Here is a 20,405-nt window from a genome sequence, read left to right on the forward strand (position 1 = left end):
TGCGCTCTACAGCGCCTTCAGTGCCTCAGCCGAGACGTCGATGTCCACCGGGAACGGCACACCCGTCTTCAGGCGGTCGTGGTGGATCCCGGTCAGCGCGTACGCCTTCGTCACCGGGTCCAGCTCGTAGACCCGTACGACGGGGTGCTGGTCGGTGCCCGTCATCTCCACCAGCCAGAAGTGCGGGATACCGGCCGTCGCGTACTTGTGGGGCTTGGCCTCACGGTCGCGGGCCTCGGAGTCGGGGGAGACGACCTCGACGGCGAGGAGGACGTCGGCGGCGGCGTACGACGTCTGCTCCATCCCCTTCTTGTCAGCCTCGCTGCGAACGACGGAGACATCCGGCTCCGGCCCGTTGCGCCGGTCCAGTACCACGGTCATCTCGCGGCGGACCTTCACCTCCGGCGGGGCCGTACTGCGCAGTCCCGTCACCAGCAGATCGATCACCATGCTGTGAAACTTGCGCTGCGGACTCACGAAAACCAGGCTCCCGTCGATCAGCTCTGTGTGCGGCGGGAGATCGGGCAGCGTGAACAGATCGTCCACGGTGTATCCGTCCTGCGGGGGCACCGGCCAGCGGGAGCTGTGCGCGGTGGTCGGCTCGGCGGTCATGGTTCCTCCCATGGACGAATCCTCTGCCCTCCCGACCACACTACGGCGGGAAATCCGCACCCGTCATCACAACGGGTGACGACGTGCGGAAGGGTTACGCGATCAGCTCTTCCGGTGCCCTATCAGCCGCGGCTTCGCCTCCAGGTTCTCCAGCCCGTGCCAGCACAGATTCACCAGATGGGCGGCGACCTCCGCCTTCTTCGGCTTCCGCACGTCCAGCCACCACTGGCCCGTCAGCGCCACCATCCCCACCAGCGCCTGCGCGTACAGCGGGGCCAGCTTCGGGTCGAAGCCCCGGGCCTTGAACTCCAGGCCCAGGATGTCCTCCACCTGCGTGGCGATATCGCTGATCAGGGAGGCGAACGTGCCCGTCGACTGCGCCACCGGCGAATCCCGCACCAGGATCCGGAAACCGTCCGTGTACGACTCGATGTAGTCCAGCAGCGCGAACGCCGCCTGCTCCAGCAGCTCGCGCGGGTGACCCGCCGTCAGAGCCCCCGTCACCATGTCCAGCAGCTGACGCATCTCGCGGTCGACCACCACGGCGTACAGGCCCTCCTTGCCGCCGAAGTGCTCGTACACCACCGGCTTGGAGACCCCGGCACGCGCCGCGATCTCCTCCACCGACGTGCCCTCGAAGCCCTTGTCGGCGAACAGGGCGCGCCCGATGTCCAACAGCTGCTCGCGGCGCTCCTTGCCCGTCATCCGGACCCGCCGGGCCCGGCGGGAGGGGGAAGGCCTGCTCTTCTCGCTGCTCGTGCTGCCGTCGGTCGCCACGTCGTCAATCATGCCGCGTCGGCCGGTGCGGACGTGCGCCGGGAGTCGATTCGCGTGGCATCCGGCCACCGCACATCCGTGGCCCAGCCCAGCTTCTCGAACCAGCGGATCAGCCGGGCGCTGGAGTCGATCTGCCCCCGCATCACCCCGTGCCGGGCGCTCGTCGGGTCCGCGTGGTGCAGGTTGTGCCACGACTCGCCGCACGACAGCACCGCCAGCCACCACACGTTCCCCGACCGGTCACGGGACTTGAAGGGCCGCTTGCCCACCGCGTGACAGATCGAGTTGATCGACCACGTCACGTGATGCAGCAGCGCCACCCGCACCAGCGAACCCCAGAAGAACGCCGTCGCCGCACCCCACCACGACATCGTCACCAGACCGCCCACCAGCGGCGGAATCGCCAGCGACACGATCGTGAAGGAGAGGAAGTGGCGCGAGATCCCCCGGATCGCCGGGTCCTTGATCAGATCGGGGGCGTACTTCTGCTGCGGCGTCTGCTCCTCGTCGAACATCCACGCGATGTGCGCCCACCACAGGCCCTTCATCAGGGCCGGCAGACTCTCCCCGAACCGCCACGGCGAATGCGGATCACCCTCCGCGTCCGAGAACCGGTGGTGCTTGCGGTGATCGGCCACCCACCGCACCAGAGGCCCCTCCACCGCCAGCGAACCCATCACGGCCAGCGCGATCCGCAACGGCCGCTTCGCCTTGAACGAACCGTGCGTGAAATACCGGTGGAAACCGATCGTGATCCCGTGGCAGCCGATGAAGTACATCGCCACCAGCAGCCCCACATCCAGCCAGCTCACCCCCCAGCCCCACGCCAGCGGCACCGCCGCGACCAGAGCCACGAACGGCACCACGATGAACGCCAGCAACGCGAACTGCTCGATCGACCGCTTCTTGTCGCCGCCCAGCGTGGCAGGGGGCAGCGCGGCCGCCGCCCCGGGAGGCTCGGTCTCGTCGATCACATGGGGAGCATGGGGAGTGCTCGGCATAGGGGAATACCTCGAAGGGTGAGGGAGCGGTACCAGGACGGCCGTGGCTACGGTTCCGTAACCTACGGCTTGGTAAGTATGGCAGTGACGGGCCCCACAACACGAGAGGCCGCTCCAACCCGTCACACGCGGTAGCCCGCCCGCCCCCGGGGTAAGGGGATAGAGGCCCGGGTGTCCCGGGCGGCGACCGCGACCCCCGTCGGGGCCACGGACACGCCGCCTGCGACGACACCTATCCTGGGAGCGTCGGACAGCGCGGTCCGCACCCGCTCGTCGGGGCGTGGCGACAGCACCGCTGCCAGCCGCAGGGCCCCGGACCCCGCCACCCGTCCCCACCACCACACCACGGGGGACGGCGAAGCGAACGCACCTCCTCATTCACTGCAAGGAGCCGCACACTGTGAGCAGTGCCGACCAGACCCCTGCCGCCAGCCCCGCGCTGCGCGCCGACATCCGCCGCCTCGGCGACCTCCTCGGCGAGACCCTCGTCCGCCAGGAGGGCCAGGAGCTCCTCGACCTCGTCGAGCGGGTCCGCGCCCTGACCCGCACCGACGGCGAAGCCGCCGCCGAGCTCCTCGGCGACACGGACCTGGAGACCGCCGCCCAGCTCGTGCGCGCCTTCTCCACCTACTTCCACCTCGCCAACGTCACCGAGCAGGTCCACCGCGCCCACGAGATGCGCGACCGCCGCTCGGCCGAGGGCGGCCTCCTGGCCCGCACCGCCGACCGCCTCAAGGACGCCGACCCCGAGCACCTGCGGGAGACGGTCAAGAACCTCAACGTCCGCCCCGTCTTCACGGCGCACCCCACCGAGGCCGCCCGCCGCTCGGTCCTCAACAAGCTGCGCCGCATCGCCGCCCTCCTGGAGACCCCGGCCATCGAGGCCGACCGCCGCCGCCTCGACCTCCGGCTCGCCGAGAACATCGACCTCATCTGGCAGACCGACGAACTCCGCGTCGTCCGCCCGGAGCCCGCCGACGAGGCCCGCAACGCCATCTACTACCTCGACGAGCTGCACGCCAACGCCGTCGGAGACGTCCTGGAGGACCTCGCCGCCGAGCTGGACCGCGTCGGCGTCGAGCTGCCCGCCGGCACCCGCCCCCTCACCTTCGGCACCTGGATCGGCGGCGACCGCGACGGCAACCCCAACGTGACACCGCAGGTCACCTGGGACGTCCTGATCCTCCAGCACGAGCACGGCATCACCGACGCCCTGGAGATGATCGACCACCTCCGCGGCCTCCTCTCCAACTCCATCCGCTACGCCGGAGCCACCGAGGAACTCCTCACCTCCCTCCAGGCCGACCTGGAACGCCTCCCCGGCATCAGCCCCCGCTACAAGCGGCTGAACGCCGAGGAGCCCTACCGCCTCAAGGCCACCTGCATCCGGCAGAAGCTCGTCAACACCCGCGAGCGCCTCGCCGAAGGCACCCCCCACCGCCCCGGCTGCGACTACCTCGGCACCGCCGAACTCCTCGCCGACCTGGAGCTCATCCAGACCTCCCTGCGCGCGCACAAGGGCGGCCTCTTCGCCGACGGCCGGATGGACCGCACCATCCGCACCCTCGCCGCCTTCGGCCTCCAGCTCGCCACCATGGACGTACGCGAACACGCCGACGCCCACCACCACGCCCTCGGCCAGCTCTTCGACCGGCTCGGCGAGGAATCCTGGCGCTACGCCGACATGCCCCGCGAATACCGGCAGAAGCTCCTCGCCAAGGAGCTCCGCTCCCGCCGCCCCCTCGCCCCCACCCCGGCCCCCCTCGACGCGGCCGGCGAGAAGACCCTCGGCGTCTTCCACACCATCAAGCAGGCCTTCGAACGCTTCGGCCCCGAAGTCATCGAGTCCTACATCATCTCGATGTGCCAGGGCGCCGACGACGTCTTCGCCGCCGCCGTCCTCGCCCGCGAGGCCGGACTGATCGACCTCCACGCCGGCTGGGCCAAGATCGGCATCGTCCCCCTCCTGGAGACCACCGACGAGCTCAAGGCCGCCGACGTCATCCTCGACGCGATGCTCGCCGACCCCTCCTACCGCCGCCTCGTCTCCCTCCGCGGCGACGTCCAGGAGGTCATGCTCGGCTACAGCGACTCCTCCAAGTTCGGCGGCATCACCACCTCCCAGTGGGAGATCCACCGCGCCCAGCGACGCCTCCGCGACGTCGCCCACCGCTACGGCGTACGCCTGCGCCTCTTCCACGGCCGCGGCGGCACCGTCGGCCGCGGCGGCGGCCCCTCCCACGACGCGATCCTCGCCCAGCCGTGGGGCACGCTGGAGGGCGAGATCAAGGTGACCGAGCAGGGCGAGGTCATCTCCGACAAGTACCTCATCCCCGCCCTCGCCCGCGAGAACCTGGAACTGACCGTCGCGGCCACCCTCCAGGCCTCCGCCCTGCACACCGCACCCCGCCAGTCCGACGAGGCCCTCGCCCGCTGGGACGCCGCCATGGACACCGTCTCCGACGCGGCCCACGGCGCCTACCGCAAGCTCGTCGAGGACCCCGACCTCCCGGCGTACTTCCTCGCCTCCACCCCCGTGGACCAGCTCGCCGACCTGCACCTGGGCTCGCGGCCCTCCCGCCGCCCCGGCTCCGGCGTCTCGCTCGACGGCCTGCGCGCCATCCCGTGGGTCTTCGGCTGGACCCAGTCCCGGCAGATCGTCCCCGGCTGGTACGGCGTCGGCTCCGGCCTCAAGGCCCTGCGCGAAGCCGGCCTCGACACCGTCCTCGACGAGATGCACGAGCACTGGCACTTCTTCCGGAACTTCCTCTCCAACGTGGAGATGACGCTCGCCAAGACCGACCTGCGCATCGCCCGGCACTACGTCGACACACTCGTCCCCGACGAGCTGAAGCATGTCTTCGACGCCATCGAGGCCGAGCACGCCCTGACCGTCCAGGAAGTCCTCAAGCTCACCGGCTCCACCGAACTGCTCGGCACCAGCCCGGTGCTCCAGCAGACCTTCGCCATCCGCGACGCCTACCTGGACCCGATCTCCTACCTCCAGGTCTCGCTGCTGGCCCGCCAGCGTCAGGCCGCCGAACGCGGCGAGGAAGCCGACCCGCTCCTCGCCCGCGCCCTGCTGCTCACCGTCAACGGCGTAGCGGCAGGCCTGCGCAACACCGGCTGACCGGTACGTACGCCGTACGCCGAAACGGGGCGGTCCTGCTACAGCGCGACGAACGTCGCCACCAGCAGGGCCGCCCCCGCCGTACCGACGCCCCACGCCGTCCGCGCCAGCCGCAGCCCGCCGCCGATCACGAACGCGGCCAGCACCATCGCCCCGCCCAACGGCACCCAGGCATGCAGAAAGCCCGGCAGCCCCGTGCGGACCACCGCATCGGTACCGGGCTTCACCACCACGGGAAAACGATCCCCCTCGCGCGCCGCGACCGACCGGCCCACCGTCACCCGCGGACGCTCCCGCGACACCGCGTCCGGCTCGTACGCACCGGAACACGTCTCCTCACCGCACTGCGTCACCGTCACCGTGCCGTGGTCACGGCCCTTGGCCAGAACGATGTGGTGCGCGGTGTCCCACGACGACCACGCACCCGCGACCAGCAGCACCAGGACGACCAGCCCCATGGCCGCCCGACGGCCCGCGACCGCCGCCCGCTGGGAAGAGCTCCGCTTCATGGGGGCAGATCCTTGGCCAGACCCGCACCCCCGGTCAACCTATGGCCGAAAAACGCCCCACCAGCACCAGGAATGTCAGGAGTTGTACGCGGCGGGGAAGCGCGATGAACCGGACACCGCCCTCAGGAGTTGTACGCGCTCTGCGCCCGCTCCAGCCCCTCCGCCAGCAGACACTCCACCGCGTCCGCCGACCGGTCCACCAGGAACGCCAGCTCCTTGCGCTCCGTCGACGAGAAGTCCTTCAACACGAAATCCGCGACCTGCATCCGCCCCGGCGGCCGGCCGATCCCGAACCGCACCCGGTGATAATCCGGACCCATCGCCTTCGTCATCGACTTCAGCCCGTTGTGCCCGTTGTCCCCGCCGCCCAGCTTCAGCCGCAGCGCCCCGTAATCCACGTCCAGCTCGTCATGCACCGCCACCACATGATCCGTCGGCACCTTGTAGAAGTCCCGCAACGCCGTCACCGGACCGCCCGACAGATTCATGTACGACATCGGCTTCACCAGGACCACCCGACGGCTCCCCGGACCCGGCGGACCGATCCGCCCCTCCACGACCTGCGCCTGCGCCTTCTGCGCCCGCTTGAACTTCCCGCCGATCCGTGTCGCCAGCAGATCGGCGACCATGAACCCGACATTGTGCCGGTTCGCCGCATAGTCGGGACCCGGATTGCCCAGGCCCACGATGAGCCAGGGGTCGGTGGCGTCGGACATCAGCGCTCGGTCTCCTCGTACTCGTACACGCGGGATGGCAGGCGAACGGGGTGGCGGCTCCCCGGAAGGGAACCACCACCCCGTCAGTCAAGCAGGTGAAGCGGTGAGCGGTGAGGCTCAGGCCTCGGCGGCGGCGGTCTCGGCAGCCTCGTCCGCGGACGGCTCCTCGGCCTGCGCGGCGACGACCTGGATCACGATGGCGTCCTCGTCACCGGCGAGAACGGAGCCCTTCGGCAGCTTGATGTCCTTGGCCTGGATCGAGTCACCGGCGTCCAGACCCGCGACGGAGACCGTCACGGACTCGGGGATGTGGGTGGCCTCGGCCTCGACGAGCAGCGTGTTCAGCACGAACTCGAGCAGGTTGGCGCCCGGCGCCAGGTCGCCCTCGGCGTGCACCGCGATCTCGACGTTGACCTTCTCGCCGCGCTTCACGGTCAGCAGGTCGACGTGCTCGATGGTGCCCTTGAGGGGGTGACGCTGCACAGCCTTCGGGATGACCAGCGCGTCATTGCCGTCGATCTCCAGACCGATCAGCACGTTGGCCGTACGCAGCGCCAGCAGCAGCTCGTGGCCCGGCAGCGTGACGTGGACCGGCTCGGCGCCGTGGCCGTAGACGACCGCGGGAACGCGGTTGGCGCGACGCACACGGCGGGCAGCGCCCTTGCCGAACTCGGTACGGACCTCGGTGGCGAGCTTGATCTCAGCCATGGTTGCACTCCTCGTCAGGTGGGTGAGCCGTCGGGAGACGGAACACGAACGGTCACCCGGCCCACGACAGGCCTGCTACGAAGAGCGCGTCGATAACGGACCGCCGTACACACAGGTACGGCCTCCCTCGCCGAGCAACTCGCTGAGTCTACCCGGCGGGGAGGCCGCACCCCAAAGTGGATCTCTACAAGGCCGCCCTCAGGCGGTCAGCCCTGCTCCTCGAAGAGGCTCGTCACCGAACCGTCCTCGAACACCTCACGCACCGCACGCGCGATCGTCGGCGCGATCGACAGCACCGTGATCTTGTCCAGCTCCAGCTCACCCGGCGTCGGCAGCGTGTCCGTGAACACGAACTCGCTCACCTTCGAGTTCTTCAGCCGGTCCGCCGCCGGACCCGACAGCACACCGTGCGTCGCCGTCACGATGACGTCCTCCGCACCGTGCGCGAACAGCGCGTCCGCGGCCGCGCAGATCGTGCCACCGGTGTCGATCATGTCGTCGACCAGCACACAGACCCGGCCCTCGACGTTGCCCACGACCTCGTGGACCGAGACCTGGTTCGGCACGTCCTTGTCACGGCGCTTGTGCACGATCGCCAGCGGCGCGTCCAGCCGGTCGCACCAGCGGTCCGCGACCCGGACACGGCCCGCGTCCGGCGACACGATCGTCAGCTTCGAACGGTCGACCTTCGCACCCACGTAGTCCGCCAGGATCGGCAGCGCGAACAGGTGGTCCACCGGGCCGTCGAAGAAGCCCTGGATCTGGTCCGTGTGCAGATCGACGGTGAGAATCCGGTCCGCACCCGCCGTCTTCATCAGGTCCGCCACCAGACGGGCCGAGATCGGCTCACGGCCACGGTGCTTCTTGTCCTGACGGGCGTACCCGTAGAACGGCACGATCACCGTGATGGAGCGGGCCGAAGCGCGCTTCAGCGCGTCCAGCATGATCAGCTGCTCCATGATCCACTTATTGATCGGAGCCGTGTGGCTCTGGATCAGGAAGCAGTCCGCGCCACGTGCCGACTCCTGGAAGCGCACATAGATCTCACCGTTGGCGAAGTCGAAGGCCTTCGTCGGCACGAGACCGACTCCCAGCTGATGGGCGACCTCCTCGGCAAGCTCGGGGTGGGCGCGGCCGGAGAAGAGCATCAGTTTCTTCTCGCCGGTCGTCTTGATCCCGGTCACAGCACAGTCTCCTCAGACATGTATCTGGCGCTGCACGCATAGGTCCCGATGTGCAACGAGCCAGCCGAAATGGGTGAGCATCTATCACGGTACGCCGTCACCGGCGCACCTGTTTCCGGTCAGCTTTGCCCGTCGGTCTCCCGCGACGACGCCTGGGCGGCCTGCGCGGCGGCGCTGCCCGGCCGCTTCCGGGCCACCCAACCCTCGATATTCCGCTGCTGGCCCCGCGCCACGGCCAGCGAACCGGCGGGCACGTCCTTCGTGATGACCGACCCGGCGGCGGTGTAGACCCCGTCCCCGACCGTGACAGGCGCCACAAACATATTGTCGGAACCGGTACGGCAGTGAGAACCGATCGTCGTGTGGTGCTTGGCGACGCCGTCGTAGTTCACGAAGACGCTCGCCGCACCGATGTTGGTGTGATCGCCGATCGTCGCGTCACCGACGTAGCTGAGATGCGGGACCTTGGTCCCTTCCCCGATCGTGGCGTTCTTCATCTCCACATACGTACCGGCCTTGGCCTTGACTCCCAGCCGCGTACCCGGCCGCAGGTAGGCGTACGGACCCACCGACGCCCCCGCCCCGACCTCGGCCGAGTGCGTCACGGAGTTGTCCACCCGGGCCCCGGCGCCGACGACGGTGTTCTCGATCCGCGCGTTCGGCCCGACCTCACTGTCCTCCGCGAGATGGGTCGTGCCCAGCAGCTGGGTCCCCGGGTGCACGATCGCGTCGCGCTCGTACGTGACGGTCGCGTCGATCAGCGTGGACGCCGGGTCGACGATCGTCACGCCGGCGAGCATCGCCCGCTCCAGCAGCCGCTCGTTCAGCAGCCGGCGCGCCTCGGCCAGCTGGAGCCGGTTGTTGATGCCGAGGATCTCGCGGTGATCGCCCGCCACGGACGCCCCGACCCGGTGCCCGGCCTCGCGCAGGATGGAGAGCACATCGGTGAGGTACTCCTCGCCCTGGCTGTTGTCGGTACGCACCTTGCCCAGCGCGTCGCCCAACAGCCGCCCGTCGAACGCGAACACCCCGGAGTTGATCTCCCGGATCGCCCGCTGCCCGTCGGTGGCGTCCTTGTGCTCGACGATCTCGGTGACCGCACCGGTGGCGGGGTCGCGCACGATGCGCCCGTAACCGGTGGAGTCCGGAACCTCGGCGGTGAGCACGGTGACCGCGTTGGCGTCGGCGGCGTGGGTGGCGGCGAGCGCGCCCAGCGTCTCGCCGGAGAGCAGCGGGGTGTCGCCGCAGACGACGATCACGGTGCCCTCGACGGCCCCGCCGAGCTCTTCGAGCCCCATGCGGACGGCGTGCCCGGTGCCGTTCTGCTCGGCCTGGAAGGCGGTGCGCACGGGGGCGTCGCCGGCGTTCAGGTGCGCGGTGACCTGCTCACTGGCGTGACCGACGACCACGACGAGGTGCTGGGGGGCCAGCTCACGGGCGGCGGCGACGACATGTCCGACGAGCGAGCGCCCGGAGATCTCGTGCAGAACCTTGGGGGTCTTCGACTTCATGCGGGTGCCCTCACCCGCTGCGAGGACGACGACGGCTGCCGGGCTGGTTGCGCTCACGGATGTGCCCTTCGGCTTCGGGTGGTGGTCATCCGCAGGATACCGGGGGTGTTTCCGGTGGAAACGGGGGCGGGCCCCGACCGGTGTGGTCGGGGCCCGATGCGTGAGCTCCGCCGGCTGGATTCGAACCAGCGTCTCAAGGCTCCAAAGGCCTGCGGGATGCCGCTACCCCACGGCGGATCACGCCTCAACCCTACCGGGTCGATCACTGCTCATGAGCCGAGAGGTGGCACCTGTCGCGATCCCCGACCACCACCCTTCGATGCGGCGGTAGAGGGTTGCACCTTTGGCGACGCGGATGACCAAGCACCCTCGGTATGTATCGCCCACGTTCTTCCGGACCGTCTTCGGGTTGTGCTTCTTGAGCGTCGTCTTGTGGAGGGCGGAAACGTCGATGCCGACGAGGTCGGCCCAGTAGCTCTCGGCGGCTGGGACGTCGGCAGTTTCGTGGATCATCACCCGGTAGGAGAGACGGTCGCGGGATACGTCCAGCAGTTCCAGCCAGGCCAGATAGACGGCTATGACATCCGGATCGCTGTTGATGAACGTGACGTTCTCACGCCGGTCGTAGGTCTTGTCCTTACTGCCCTCCGCCCAGTACAGGGCGATTCCGGTGTAGAAGAGCTCACGGTCCGACATGGCAGCGGTCTCCTTCCGTGCGGCAGCTTTCGTCCGCTGCCGTTCGGTGTCTCGCACCGCCAGTTCATGGTCCCAGCGCATGCGCCCCGCGAGGCGCGCCTGTTCGATGGCGCTACGGCTGCGCTCCGGCTTCGGTAGATCCCGCACCCACAGAGAGATCGAACTCTTCGAGCACCCCAGCTCCACCTGGATCTGGTCGTACGTCATGCCCTGGAGCCGAAGCTCTCGGGCCTTCTCCCGGAGGCTGTCCTTGGCGTTCGGCCGCTTCGTCCACTCCGGTGCGGGCTCTCCCTCCAGAAGCCGGTTGAGGATGTCGTTGTTGTCGACGTGGAGCCGGTCGCGGATCTGGCGGCGGCTGAGCCCCTCCCTCCGCAGCGCCACCGCCCGCTCGCGTAAGCCCTCGAAGTCGGCGTACTTGCCTGTGGTTTCCGTCATACGGGGATCGTCGTCCGGAATGCGAACGTCCGGGTCGAATGCGCGGTCGATTCGCCAATTCAGGCGATCGGTGTGCGTTTCGTGCGCGTTCGAATGCGGAACGTGCTGTTGCCGGTCACCGGAAAATGAGATGCGTCCGCCCGTAGGCTGGATGCCATGACCGCAACGGGGGCAGACCAGGAGGCGGCGGGATCGACCACCCGCGGCTACTGGTGGTGGGAGCGGCGACGCAGTGTCGCCCTGGACGTGGGACTGGCGCTGGTATCGGCGCTGGAGTGTGGCCTGGAGGGGGTGGAGTTCGCCCGGAACACCGGGATACCGATGCCGGTGGGCGTGGTGTTCGGGCTGTTGGCGGGTTCGGTGCTGCTCGTGCGTCGGCGGTGGCCGATCGCCGTGGTGCTCGTGACGATCGCGATGACGCCCGCCGAGATGGGCTTCCTGATGGCCCTCGTGGGCCTCTATACGCTGGCCGCGTCCGAGGTGCCGCGCCGGATCACCGTCGTCCTGGCGGGGATGGCGCTGGTGGGGACGTTCATCATCACCTACGTGCGGCTGCGGCAGACCGTGGCCGAGCAGGCCGACTTCGGGCCGGGGGACTGGTACGTCCCGCTGGTGTCGGTCTTCATGGCGGTGGGGCTGACGGCCCCGGCCGTGCTGTTCGGCCTCTACATAGGGGCGAGACGCCGCCTGATGGAGAGCCTGCGGGAGCGGGCCGATTCGCTGGAGCGGGAGCTGTCGCTGCTCGCGGACCGGGCCGAGGAGCGGGCCGAGTGGGCGCGTACGGAGGAGCGGACCCGGATCGCCCGGGAGATGCATGACGTGGTCGCGCACCGGGTGAGCCTGATGGTGGTCCATGCCGCCGCCCTTCAGGCCGTCGCGCCGAAGGATCCGGCGAAGGCGGTGCGGAACGCGGCGCTGGTCGGGGACATGGGCCGGCAGGCGCTGACGGAGCTGCGGGAGATGCTCGGGGTGCTGCGCACGGGGGACGCGCTGATCGCGCCTGCCGCCGCGGGGGCGGTTCCGCTGGCGTCGGTGCGGCAGGCGGCTGTGGCTGCCGCCGCCACCGTCGCGTCGGAGGACGGGCCCCGGCTGCACGAGCTGGAGGATTTGGTGGCGCAGTCGCGGCAGGCGGGGATGACGGTGGAGCTGTCGGTGGACGGCGAGGCGCGGGCGTATCCGCCGGAGGTCGAGCAGACGGCGTTCCGGGTGGTGCAGGAGGCCCTGACGAACGTGCACAAGCATGCGGCGGGCGCGAAGACGTGGGTGCGGCTCGCGCATCGGGAGGCGGAGGTCGCGATGCAGGTGGAGAACGGGCCTTCGGACTCGGCGGCGGCGGATGCGGGGTTGCCGAGCGGGGGGAACGGGTTGGTGGGGATGCGGGAGCGGGTGCTGGGGCTGGGGGGTGTGTTCGTGTCCGGTCCCACGGATGCGGGGGGCTTCCGGGTCTCGGCGGTGCTTCCGGACGGCTCGGCGGCCTGAACCACCTGACGCGCTCCGCCCGGCGTGCGAGGGCCAGCCACTTCAGCCCGTCCGGCGTGCGAGGGCATTTCAGCCCGTCCGGCGTGCGGGGGCCAGCCATCTCAGCCCGTCCGGCGTTTGAGGACGGAACCCTGGTGGTGGAGGGCGGCGCCCCTTTTCTCGGCCGGGAAGCGATGGTGCCCGTTCGTCCCGAGCAACGGTTCCGTCCTCAAACGCCGGACGGGCTGGAAAAGGTGCGATGGTTCCGTCCTCAAGCGCCGGACGGGCTTGAAAAGGTGTGCCGGACGCCCGGAGCGGGCTACGCCGACGTCAGGCGGGACGGTTGCGTGCCCGTGACCAGCGTGGCCAGGGCCTCGTCGATGTCCTGGCCCAGGAACCAGTCGCCCGTGTGGTCGATGCTGTACACCCGGCCCTCCGTGTCGATCGCCAGCACCGCCTGCTCCTCGCCCTCCGCCCCCAGCGGGCTGACCTCCGTCTCCAGGGCCCGGCCGAGGTCCCCGAGCGTCCGGGCCAGGTGGAGTCCGCTCAGCGGGTCGATCCGTACCGCCGCGGGCGCGATGTGCCGGCCGGGCGCGGAAGCCGTGATGTGGAGGCCGCCGAATTCCGCCCAGGCCTCGACCGCGGCCGGGAAGACGGCGTGCTGGTGGCCGGCCGGGGAGGCGTGGGAGCGCAGGGCGTCGGCCCATTCCTCCGCCTGGCGGATGTCCCAGCGCCCGGGCTGCCAGCCCGCTTCGCGCAGGGCGGCGTCGACGGCGACGGGGAAGCGGGTGGAGGTGTGCTGCTGGTGGTCGTGCATCGGTGGGCGGTCAGCCCTTCTCGGCGGTGGTCGCGGCGCCGGTGGAGGTCAGGTCGACGGGGCGTACGCCGAAGTGGGACAGGAGCGCCGAGCAGGATCGGCAGGGCGGTGCGTAGCTGCCGTGGAGCGGGTCGCCGTCCTCGCGGATGCGCCGGGCGGTGAGCCGGGAGTGTTTGAGCGCACGGCGCGCTTCCCCGTTGGTCAGGGGTTTTCGCTGGGCGCGTTTGGAGCGCCCGCTCTCGGTGGCGGTGAGCTGCCGGGAGAGCAGTATGGCTTCGGGGCAGCGGCCGGTGAAGCGTTCGCGCTGGCCGCTGGTGAGGGTGTCGAGGAAGTCCTGGACGAGGGGGTGCAGCACTGGTGGCTGGTCCCCCTTGCCCGCGGTGCAGGTGAGCGTCTCGCCGCGGACGGACAGGGCGGCGGCCACGGCGGGGAGGATCCCGTCGCGGCGGTGGATCAGTCGGGGCGTACGGCTGGTCTCGGTGCTGCTCCAGGTGAGTCGCGGATCCCCTGATGTGACGGTTTGTGTGGAATGCATCGTGCTGACGTCCCTCCCTGCAATCCCCCGAGTTGCGGGGACAGCCTGCCAAATGTGCCAGGTGGTGGGGAAGCTGGGGCGGGGAAACGTGTCTGCGTGTCGCCCGAAGGTGCGAGACCGTCGCCTCACCGTCACGCGAATGTGACCGTTCGTGACGGATCCGGCGGGACGGGATCCGGTGTTGCCCCACCGCTTAGGCTGTGCGGAACACCGGACGCAGCAGGGGGCATCAGCCATGACGACAGGTCGGCTCGGGCAGCAAGCCGCGCCACCGAACGCCGCCTACGCCGGGCAGGTCGTGAACTTCCCGGACCCGGTCCGGGCGTCCCGCCACCCCGGAGGGGTGCGGATGGACGGGAGCGGCCGCCCGGTTCTTTCGCCGTACGCGCGTGCCGCGGCCGAGATCGCCGATCCGCCTCCGGGCTTCGGCATTGACGAGCTGCGCCTCACCGACTATGTGTCGGCGAACGCGGCGATGGCGGCGAGCGGTCACGACCTGTGGGACACGATTCCCGCGGTGGCGACTCCGCACGGCTGGACGTGGCACCACGTGCCGGGTGGCCGGCGGATGGAGCTGGTGCCGGTCGAGGTGAAGGCGCTGCTGCGTCATCACGGCGGTCTGGCGGGTACGGACGTGGATCAGAACCGGCGGGGCACCCGCCCGTTGCAGGAGACCCGTCCGGTGCACTTCCGGCTGCCGAAGGGCGCGGGTGCGGTGAGCGAGCAGCAGGTGCAGGGTGTCGAGGAGGATCTCGGCTACCGGCTGCCCGGCGCGTACCGCTCGTTTCTGAAGGCGGCGGGCGGTTCGGCCCCGGTGGGCGCCGCGCTCGACGCGGAGCTGGGGCTGCTGGTGGACCAGCCGTTTTTCACGGTGCGTGACGAGGCCGCGGTGAACGATCTGGTGTACGTGAACAAGTGCCTGCGGGACCATTTCACCAAGGACTTCCTGGGCGTCGCGTTCGTCCAGGGCGGGATTCTGGCGGTGAAGGTGCGTGGGCAGGACGTCGGTTCGGTGTGGTTCTGCCCGTACGACGATGCCCGGGATCAGGACGGCTGGAGTGTCCAGGAGCGTGTGGAGCGGCTGTTGCTGCCCTGCGGTGCGGACTTCGACGCCTTCCTCCAGCGGCTGGCGGGCAATCCGCCGGAGCTGGAGACCGTGGCGAACCTGATGGTGGACGGCGGCTTCGCGCGCGCCGTCCCGGTGGAGGGGTGAGCGCGGTGGTGACTTTCGCGCAGGCGCAGGAGCGGGCGGACGAGTGGGTCAACGGTGACGTGCCCGCGTATCAGCACCGTGAGGTCCGGGTCCGTGAGTTCGAGCTGGGCTTTGTGGTGTGGGCCGAGGACCGGCCGGAGGGCCCCGTCTCGGACGGGGGCCGTCAGCGGCTGGTGATCGCCCGGGACAGCGGTGAGGCGACGTTGTGGCCGGGGTTGCCGGTGGGTGAGGTGATCCGGCGGTACGAGGAGGAGTACGGGGCTCCGGCCGGTGCGCCGACGCCCGCTCCGGAGCCGCCGCAGCGGGTGGATCTGAACCAGACGTCGTTCCTGCTGACTCCGCCGGAGTGGCTGCAGGAGGCGGCGGACAAGCTGGGGATTCCGGATCATCGTGCGGAGCGGCAGGAGGCGGAGGCCCCGTCCGGGGCGGAGGGGGCTGGGCCCGCCCCGTCGTCGGCCTCCACCCCGTCGGCTTCCGATTCCGGTCCCGTGGCCGCGTCCGTCCAGGAGCCCGCGCCGTCCCCCGCGGACACGACGCCTTCCTCCTCCTCTTCCTCTTCCTCTTCCTCCTCCGGGTGGCCCGCCGCCGGTGGTGGCGACGCCTACGAGCCCACGGCTTCCGAGGGCGTGCCCGCCGGGGCGACTCCCTGGGCGGGTACGGACACCAACTCCGACTCCGACGACGGGGCGGTCCCGCTGCCCGCGACGGTGTTCGCGCCGGCGCTGTCGGGGACGGACGACGAGGAGACTCCGCCGCCGGTGGTCCCGGCGGAGGCGCCCACCGCGCTGATGTCCGGGGGCAGCCAGTTGCCGCGTACGCAGGTGGCGCCGGCTCTCCGTCCGGACCAGGGTCCGCAGGGCGGGGCCGGTGACATCGCGGACGCGGCGACCAGCAAGGCCGTGGTGCCGCCGCGCGGGGCCCGCGGGGGCGGTTCGTCGACCCCGCCGCCGCCCGGTGCGCCGGGGATTCCCGGTATGCCTCCGGGCGCGACGCCGCCGCCTTCGGGCCCGGGTGCGCCCGGTGCCCCGGCGGGCGGGTACGTCCCGACGCAGCTCGTCTCCCAGCTCGGCCCGCCCGGCCCGCCCGGACCTCCCGGTGCCACTCCGCCTCCCGGCCCGCCGCCGGGTTCCACACCGCCCCCCGGGCCTCCTGGACCTCCCGGTCCGCCGCCCGGTGCCACGCCGCCTCCGGGTGGCGGGGTGCACCATGCCGCGACGATGCTCGCCGACGGGAGCAGCATCGGTGCGGGCGTCCCGGGTGCGCCCAGGCCGCCGGGTCCGCCGGGTGCTCCGGGAGCCCCGCAGCCTCCCGGTCCGCCCGGTGTTCCGGGTGCGCCGCAGCCTCCCGGCCCGCCGGGTCCGCCGCCGGGTGCCACGCCGCCTCCGGGTGGTGGGGTGCACCACGCGGAGACGATGTTCGCGAGTCCGGGGCAGGTCGGTCCTCCCGGCCCGCCCGGTCCTCCCGGCGTCCCGGGCGGTTCGCTGGGCGGGGCCCCCGGTTCCGTACCGCAGCCGCCGGGTCCGCCCGGTCCGCCGCCCGGGCAGCACACCCCGCCGCCCCCGGCGTACGGCTATCCGCAGCAGCCCACCGGTCAGCCGACCGTGGGCCCCGGCTACCAGGCCGTGCTGCGGTTCCGGGCGCCGGACGGCAGCGAGCAGCAGCTGATCCGCCGCTCGGCGCCGGGCACCCCGCACCCCGAGTGGCAGATGCTGCACGAGCTGCGGGCGATGAACGTGCCGCCGCAGCAGGTCATCGAGCTGCATACCGAGCTGGAGTCCTGTGAGCTGCCGGGCGGCTACTGCGCCCGGATGATCCGGGAGACCTGGCCGCAGGTGCGGATCACCAGCGTCGCCCCGTACGGCACGGATCACGCCAGCCGGCAGCAGGGCATGCAGCATCTGCTGACGCACCAGGGCGAGCTGCACCAGGTCGCGGACGGCCCGGCGCGGCCCGCGCCGGTGCGGGCGCCGCTGCCGCAGTTGCCGCCCGCACCCGCGCTGCCGCCGGAGGCGGTGGCCGAGGAGCTGGCGCAGGCGTTCGGTCCGCAGGGCATCCTGCGGTTCGACCAGCGGGCGGTGTCCCGTCAGGGCGTGCCCGAGGTCGTGGCGCACACGCTGGTGTGGGCGGGGCTGCCCGCCGATTTCGGGCCGTTCTTCTGGGCGCAGCCGGGGCAGCCAGTGGTGCCGACGCTGGCGGAGCTGGCGGCGCAGCGTCAGGTGCAGCCCGCGCCGGACGCGGGGTCGTACCTGGTGATGGGTACGGACTTCGGCAAGGCGCTCTGTGTCCAGTACGGGACGGCGAACATCGTGGCCGTTCCGGTGGAGGCGGGGCCCGGCGGGCAGCCGGTGCCGCCGCAGTTCGTGAACACGGGGCTGCCGGAGTTCGTGCGGTCGATGGCGTTGCTGGGCCGGATGTGGCGGCTGAGGTTCGGGCTGAACCCGGAGCAGGCGGGTCGCTGGACCGTCGACTTCCAGGCACAGCTGGTGGCGCTGGACCCGGCGGCGCTGGCGTCGCCGGAGAGCTGGTGGTCGGTGCTGCTGGAGCAGATGTGGGACGGCTTGCTCTGAGCCGTACGCGGTACTGAACGGCGAGCGTGTACGAGGCGGGCGCCCGGACCCTTGAAGGGTCCGGGCGCCTCGTCGTTGCCGGGCCGGGCCGATGACCACCGGTTCGCCCGGGTCTGTGATGCCGGTCGCTTCCGGCCTGAATGCCGCTGATCGATTCCGACTTCCGGCACCAATTGCCGCATCCTTGACGTATCGCGGGGAGACCTGTGTGCATCCGTGCGTCCGTGTGTCGTAGAAGGGCTTCAGGCTATGAGTGCTGGACCGGGGTCCGCGTTCGACGTCGTCGGTGTGCGGGGGCGTGGTTACCGCCCCGAGCAGGTGGACCGGGCGATGGCGGCCCGGACGGCCGAGCGGGACAGCGCGCTCGCGGAGGTCTCGCGGCTGACGGCGCTGGCGGAGGAGCTGGCGGTCGGGGCGGCCCGGCTGGCGGAGACGGCCGCGGCGCTGCCCGAGCAGGACTACGCGGAGCTGGGGGAGCGGGCCCAGCGGATCCTGGGGCTGGCGCGGGAGCAGGCCGAGTCGCTGCGGGCGGAGGCGGAGGCGGCGGGCCAGGAGCTGGCGGACGCGGCCGACGCGGTGGGCCGGGCGGCCGGGGACGCGGCGCGGGAGGCGGCGGACGCGGTGCGGGCCGGGGCCGTGGCGGCGGCGGAGGAGCGGGTGGCCGGGGCGGTCCGGGAGGCGGAGGGCGTGCTCGCCGCGGCCCGCGCGGAGGCCGAGGAGGTGCGCGGGGCGGCCGAGGCCGCGATGGCGCAGACCCGTGACCGTACGGCGAGTGTGCTGGCCCACCAGGAGCAGGAGCACGCGGAGCGGCACAAGGCGGCCGAAGTCGAAATCGCGGCGGCGGAAGCGGAGTCGGAGGCCCGGCACACGGAGCTGACCGAGCGGGCCGAGGCGCTGCTCGCGGAGGCGGCCCGCGATCTGGCGGAGGCCCGGGAGGCGGCTCGCCACGGCCAGGAGGACGCGGAGGCGCGGGCGGCGGAGATCCTCTCGGAGGCCCGGGTGCGCGAGGAGCGGATCGTCCGGGAGACGGAGCGGATCCTGCGGGAGCACGAGGAGGGCCGCGAGGAGGTCCAGGCGCACATGGCGCATGTGCGCAGCTCGCTGGCGGCGCTGACGGGGCGGGTGGCGTCGGGTCCTGCGGACGACTGAACGGCGGCTCTTGACGCATACGTGTTCTTGCGAGCTGATGGGAGTGATCGGTTCACACGTTTCCGTTCCCCGTTCACGAGGGAGAGTTCATGTCGGTCCCAGCGCCGGACATTTTGTCGCCCGAGTTCGAGAGAGACCCGTATCGGGCGTATCGCCGGATGCGTCAGGACACGCCGCTCCTGTGGCACGAAGCGACCCGGAGTTACATCGTCTCCCGTTATGAGGACGTCGAGCGCGTTTTCAAGGACAAAGCCGGTGAATTCACCACCGAGAACTACGACTGGCAGATCGAGCCCGTGCACGGGCGGACGATACTCCAGCTCAGCGGGCGCGAACACGCGGTGCGCCGGGCGCTGGTCGCGCCCGCCTTCCGGGGTGGCGAGCTGCGGGACAAGTTCTTACCGGTCATCGAGCGCAATTCACGCGAATTGATCGACGGGTTCCGTGACTCCGGTTCCGCCGATCTGGTCGCCGACTACGCCACCCGTTTTCCCGTGAACGTCATTGCGGACATGCTCGGGCTGGACAAATCCGACCATGAGCGCTTTCACGGCTGGTACACCGCTGTTATCGCTTTTCTCGGCAATCTCTCGGGCGATCAGGACGTGGCGCGGGCGGGTGAACGTACCCGCGTCGAGTTCGCCGAGTACATGCTGCCGATCATCCGGAAGCGGCGGGAAGCGCCCGGGGACGATCTGTTGTCGGCGCTGTGCACCGCGGAGGTCGACGGGGTCCGGATGAGCGACGAGGACGTCAAGGCGTTCTGCAGTCTGCTGCTGGCGGCCGGCGGGGAGACCACCGACAAGGCCATCGCCGGTATCTTCGCCAATCTGCTGGCCCACCCCGAGCAGTTGGCGGCGGTCCGCGCCGACCGGAGCCTGATCGCCCGCGCCTTCGCCGAGACCCTGCGCTACACACCGCCGGTGCACATGATCATGCGCCAGTCGGCGACGGAGGTGGAGCTGAGCGGCGGCACCATACCGGCGGGCGCCACGGTGACCTGCCTGATAGGCGCCGCCAACCGTGACGAGGACCGCTACGGAAACCCTGACGCCTTCGACATCTTCCGCGAGGACCTGACCGCCACGAACGCCTTCTCGGCGGCGGCCGATCATCTCGCCTTCGCGCTCGGCCGGCACTTCTGCGTCGGTGCTCTGCTGGCCAAGGCCGAAGTGGAGGTCGGTGTGGGCCAGTTGCTGGACGCCATGCCGGATCTGCGGCCGGCCGACGGCTTCGAACCGGTCGAGCACGGTGTCTTCACCCGAGGGCCGCAGAGGCTGCCGGTCCGCTTCACGCCGGTGTCCGGCTGACCCGAACGCCGCCGACTCTCCGAGTGGCCGGGGCTTCGGCCCGCCCCGGCCACTCGCCCCGGCCAACCGCCCCGGCC

General features: G+C 70.9%; 17 protein-coding genes and 1 tRNA gene. 6 read left to right on the forward strand and 12 right to left on the reverse strand.

The window, feature by feature from the left end; genetic code table 11:
* Nucleotides 1–6: 6 nt before the first annotated feature.
* From ACIQPT_RS12550 to ACIQPT_RS12560, 3 genes are all read right to left on the reverse strand, one after another.
* Entirely contained in the window at nucleotides 7–612 is a 606-nt protein-coding gene (locus ACIQPT_RS12550) for a Uma2 family endonuclease (RefSeq protein ID WP_401155567.1), read from the reverse strand.
* 102 nt (nucleotides 613–714) lie between these two features.
* Entirely contained in the window at nucleotides 715–1,401 is a 687-nt protein-coding gene (locus tag ACIQPT_RS12555) for a TetR family transcriptional regulator (RefSeq protein ID WP_401155303.1), read from the reverse strand.
* Nucleotides 1,398–2,390, reverse strand: a complete 993-nt coding sequence (locus ACIQPT_RS12560) for an acyl-CoA desaturase (RefSeq protein ID WP_401155305.1) — start codon at nucleotides 2,388–2,390, stop codon at nucleotides 1,398–1,400. The genes ACIQPT_RS12555 and ACIQPT_RS12560 overlap by 4 nt, the downstream gene beginning before the upstream one ends.
* 400 nt (nucleotides 2,391–2,790) lie before the next feature.
* On the opposite strand from ACIQPT_RS12560, the gene ppc reads away from it, so the two are divergent.
* Nucleotides 2,791–5,520: a phosphoenolpyruvate carboxylase gene (gene ppc / locus ACIQPT_RS12565; protein ID WP_401155306.1), complete on the forward strand. Its 2,730-nt coding sequence runs from the start codon at nucleotides 2,791–2,793 to the stop codon at nucleotides 5,518–5,520.
* Between the two features lie 38 nt (nucleotides 5,521–5,558).
* Here the strand turns inward: ppc and ACIQPT_RS12570 are convergent, their stop codons facing one another.
* From ACIQPT_RS12570 to ACIQPT_RS12600, 7 genes are all read right to left on the reverse strand, one after another.
* A complete protein-coding gene (locus ACIQPT_RS12570; protein ID WP_401155308.1) occupies nucleotides 5,559–6,029 on the reverse strand; it encodes a hypothetical protein in 471 nt (156 codons plus the stop codon).
* Nucleotides 6,030–6,151: 122 nt separating this feature from the next.
* Nucleotides 6,152–6,745 (reverse strand): aminoacyl-tRNA hydrolase, encoded by a 594-nt coding sequence (pth, locus tag ACIQPT_RS12575; protein ID WP_383255128.1) that lies wholly within the window; start codon nucleotides 6,743–6,745, stop codon nucleotides 6,152–6,154.
* Nucleotides 6,746–6,862: 117 nt separating this feature from the next.
* Nucleotides 6,863–7,453 carry a 50S ribosomal protein L25/general stress protein Ctc gene (locus tag ACIQPT_RS12580; protein WP_401155310.1) on the reverse strand — a complete coding sequence of 197 codons (591 nt, stop codon included), beginning with the start codon at nucleotides 7,451–7,453 and terminating at the stop codon, nucleotides 6,863–6,865.
* A gap of 206 nt (nucleotides 7,454–7,659) precedes the next feature.
* Nucleotides 7,660–8,637 (reverse strand): ribose-phosphate diphosphokinase, encoded by a 978-nt coding sequence (locus ACIQPT_RS12585; protein ID WP_007455203.1) that lies wholly within the window; start codon nucleotides 8,635–8,637, stop codon nucleotides 7,660–7,662.
* Nucleotides 8,638–8,756: 119 nt separating this feature from the next.
* A complete protein-coding gene (gene glmU / locus ACIQPT_RS12590; RefSeq protein ID WP_401155312.1) occupies nucleotides 8,757–10,205 on the reverse strand; it encodes a bifunctional UDP-N-acetylglucosamine diphosphorylase/glucosamine-1-phosphate N-acetyltransferase GlmU in 1,449 nt (482 codons plus the stop codon).
* Between the two features lie 108 nt (nucleotides 10,206–10,313).
* A tRNA-Gln gene (locus tag ACIQPT_RS12595) sits at nucleotides 10,314–10,385 on the reverse strand.
* Complete coding sequence (locus ACIQPT_RS12600) at nucleotides 10,386–11,279, reverse strand: hypothetical protein (protein WP_401155314.1); 894 nt, start codon at nucleotides 11,277–11,279, stop codon at nucleotides 10,386–10,388.
* A 156-nt stretch (nucleotides 11,280–11,435) separates the two neighbouring features.
* On the opposite strand from ACIQPT_RS12600, the gene ACIQPT_RS12605 reads away from it, so the two are divergent.
* Complete coding sequence (locus ACIQPT_RS12605; RefSeq protein ID WP_401155316.1) at nucleotides 11,436–12,758, forward strand: sensor histidine kinase; 1,323 nt, start codon at nucleotides 11,436–11,438, stop codon at nucleotides 12,756–12,758.
* Between the two features lie 298 nt (nucleotides 12,759–13,056).
* On the opposite strand, the gene ACIQPT_RS12610 is transcribed toward ACIQPT_RS12605, so the two are convergent.
* Nucleotides 13,057–13,554, reverse strand: coding sequence for an SUKH-3 domain-containing protein (locus tag ACIQPT_RS12610; RefSeq protein ID WP_401155317.1), 498 nt, complete (start codon nucleotides 13,552–13,554; stop codon nucleotides 13,057–13,059).
* Between the two features lie 10 nt (nucleotides 13,555–13,564).
* Nucleotides 13,565–14,089 carry a YwqJ-related putative deaminase gene (locus ACIQPT_RS12615; protein ID WP_401155319.1) on the reverse strand — a complete coding sequence of 175 codons (525 nt, stop codon included), beginning with the start codon at nucleotides 14,087–14,089 and terminating at the stop codon, nucleotides 13,565–13,567.
* Between the two features lie 235 nt (nucleotides 14,090–14,324).
* Between ACIQPT_RS12615 and ACIQPT_RS12620 the strand changes: the two genes are divergently transcribed.
* The 4 genes from ACIQPT_RS12620 (at nucleotide 14,325) to ACIQPT_RS12635 (ending at nucleotide 20,328) form a co-directional block, all read left to right on the forward strand.
* Nucleotides 14,325–15,302: an SMI1/KNR4 family protein gene (locus ACIQPT_RS12620; RefSeq protein WP_401155569.1), complete on the forward strand. Its 978-nt coding sequence runs from the start codon at nucleotides 14,325–14,327 to the stop codon at nucleotides 15,300–15,302.
* A 5-nt stretch (nucleotides 15,303–15,307) separates the two neighbouring features.
* Nucleotides 15,308–17,869: an SUKH-4 family immunity protein gene (locus ACIQPT_RS12625; protein WP_401155321.1), complete on the forward strand. Its 2,562-nt coding sequence runs from the start codon at nucleotides 15,308–15,310 to the stop codon at nucleotides 17,867–17,869.
* A gap of 249 nt (nucleotides 17,870–18,118) precedes the next feature.
* Nucleotides 18,119–19,018: a cellulose-binding protein gene (locus tag ACIQPT_RS12630; protein ID WP_401155323.1), complete on the forward strand. Its 900-nt coding sequence runs from the start codon at nucleotides 18,119–18,121 to the stop codon at nucleotides 19,016–19,018.
* 158 nt (nucleotides 19,019–19,176) lie between these two features.
* On the forward strand, nucleotides 19,177–20,328 hold the full coding sequence (locus ACIQPT_RS12635) for a cytochrome P450 (protein ID WP_401155571.1): 1,152 nt from the start codon (nucleotides 19,177–19,179) through the stop codon (nucleotides 20,326–20,328).
* Nucleotides 20,329–20,405 lie beyond the last annotated feature (77 nt).

Origin of the sequence: Streptomyces sp. NPDC091289, from assembly GCF_044757365.1 — a bacterium.
Lineage (GTDB): Bacteria > Actinomycetota > Actinomycetes > Streptomycetales > Streptomycetaceae > Streptomyces.

Excerpts from the sequence above, each read along its gene's own strand:
- ACIQPT_RS12550 (WP_401155567.1), bottom strand. The coding sequence starts at position 612 with ATGACCGCCGAGCCGACCACCGCGCACAGCTCCCGCTGGCCGGTGCCC.
- ACIQPT_RS12555 (WP_401155303.1), bottom strand. The coding sequence starts at position 1,401 with ATGATTGACGACGTGGCGACCGACGGCAGCACGAGCAGCGAGAAGAGC.
- ACIQPT_RS12560 (WP_401155305.1), bottom strand. The coding sequence starts at position 2,390 with ATGCCGAGCACTCCCCATGCTCCCCATGTGATCGACGAGACCGAGCCT.
- ACIQPT_RS12570 (WP_401155308.1), bottom strand. The coding sequence starts at position 6,029 with ATGAAGCGGAGCTCTTCCCAGCGGGCGGCGGTCGCGGGCCGTCGGGCG.
- pth (WP_383255128.1), bottom strand. The coding sequence starts at position 6,745 with ATGTCCGACGCCACCGACCCCTGGCTCATCGTGGGCCTGGGCAATCCG.
- ACIQPT_RS12580 (WP_401155310.1), bottom strand. The coding sequence starts at position 7,453 with ATGGCTGAGATCAAGCTCGCCACCGAGGTCCGTACCGAGTTCGGCAAG.
- ACIQPT_RS12600 (WP_401155314.1), bottom strand. The coding sequence starts at position 11,279 with ATGACGGAAACCACAGGCAAGTACGCCGACTTCGAGGGCTTACGCGAG.
- ACIQPT_RS12605 (WP_401155316.1), top strand. The coding sequence starts at position 11,436 with ATGACCGCAACGGGGGCAGACCAGGAGGCGGCGGGATCGACCACCCGC.
- ACIQPT_RS12610 (WP_401155317.1), bottom strand. The coding sequence starts at position 13,554 with ATGCACGACCACCAGCAGCACACCTCCACCCGCTTCCCCGTCGCCGTC.
- ACIQPT_RS12615 (WP_401155319.1), bottom strand. The coding sequence starts at position 14,089 with ATGCATTCCACACAAACCGTCACATCAGGGGATCCGCGACTCACCTGG.
- ACIQPT_RS12620 (WP_401155569.1), top strand. The coding sequence starts at position 14,325 with ATGACGACAGGTCGGCTCGGGCAGCAAGCCGCGCCACCGAACGCCGCC.
- ACIQPT_RS12630 (WP_401155323.1), top strand. The coding sequence starts at position 18,119 with ATGAGTGCTGGACCGGGGTCCGCGTTCGACGTCGTCGGTGTGCGGGGG.
- ACIQPT_RS12635 (WP_401155571.1), top strand. The coding sequence starts at position 19,177 with ATGCGTCAGGACACGCCGCTCCTGTGGCACGAAGCGACCCGGAGTTAC.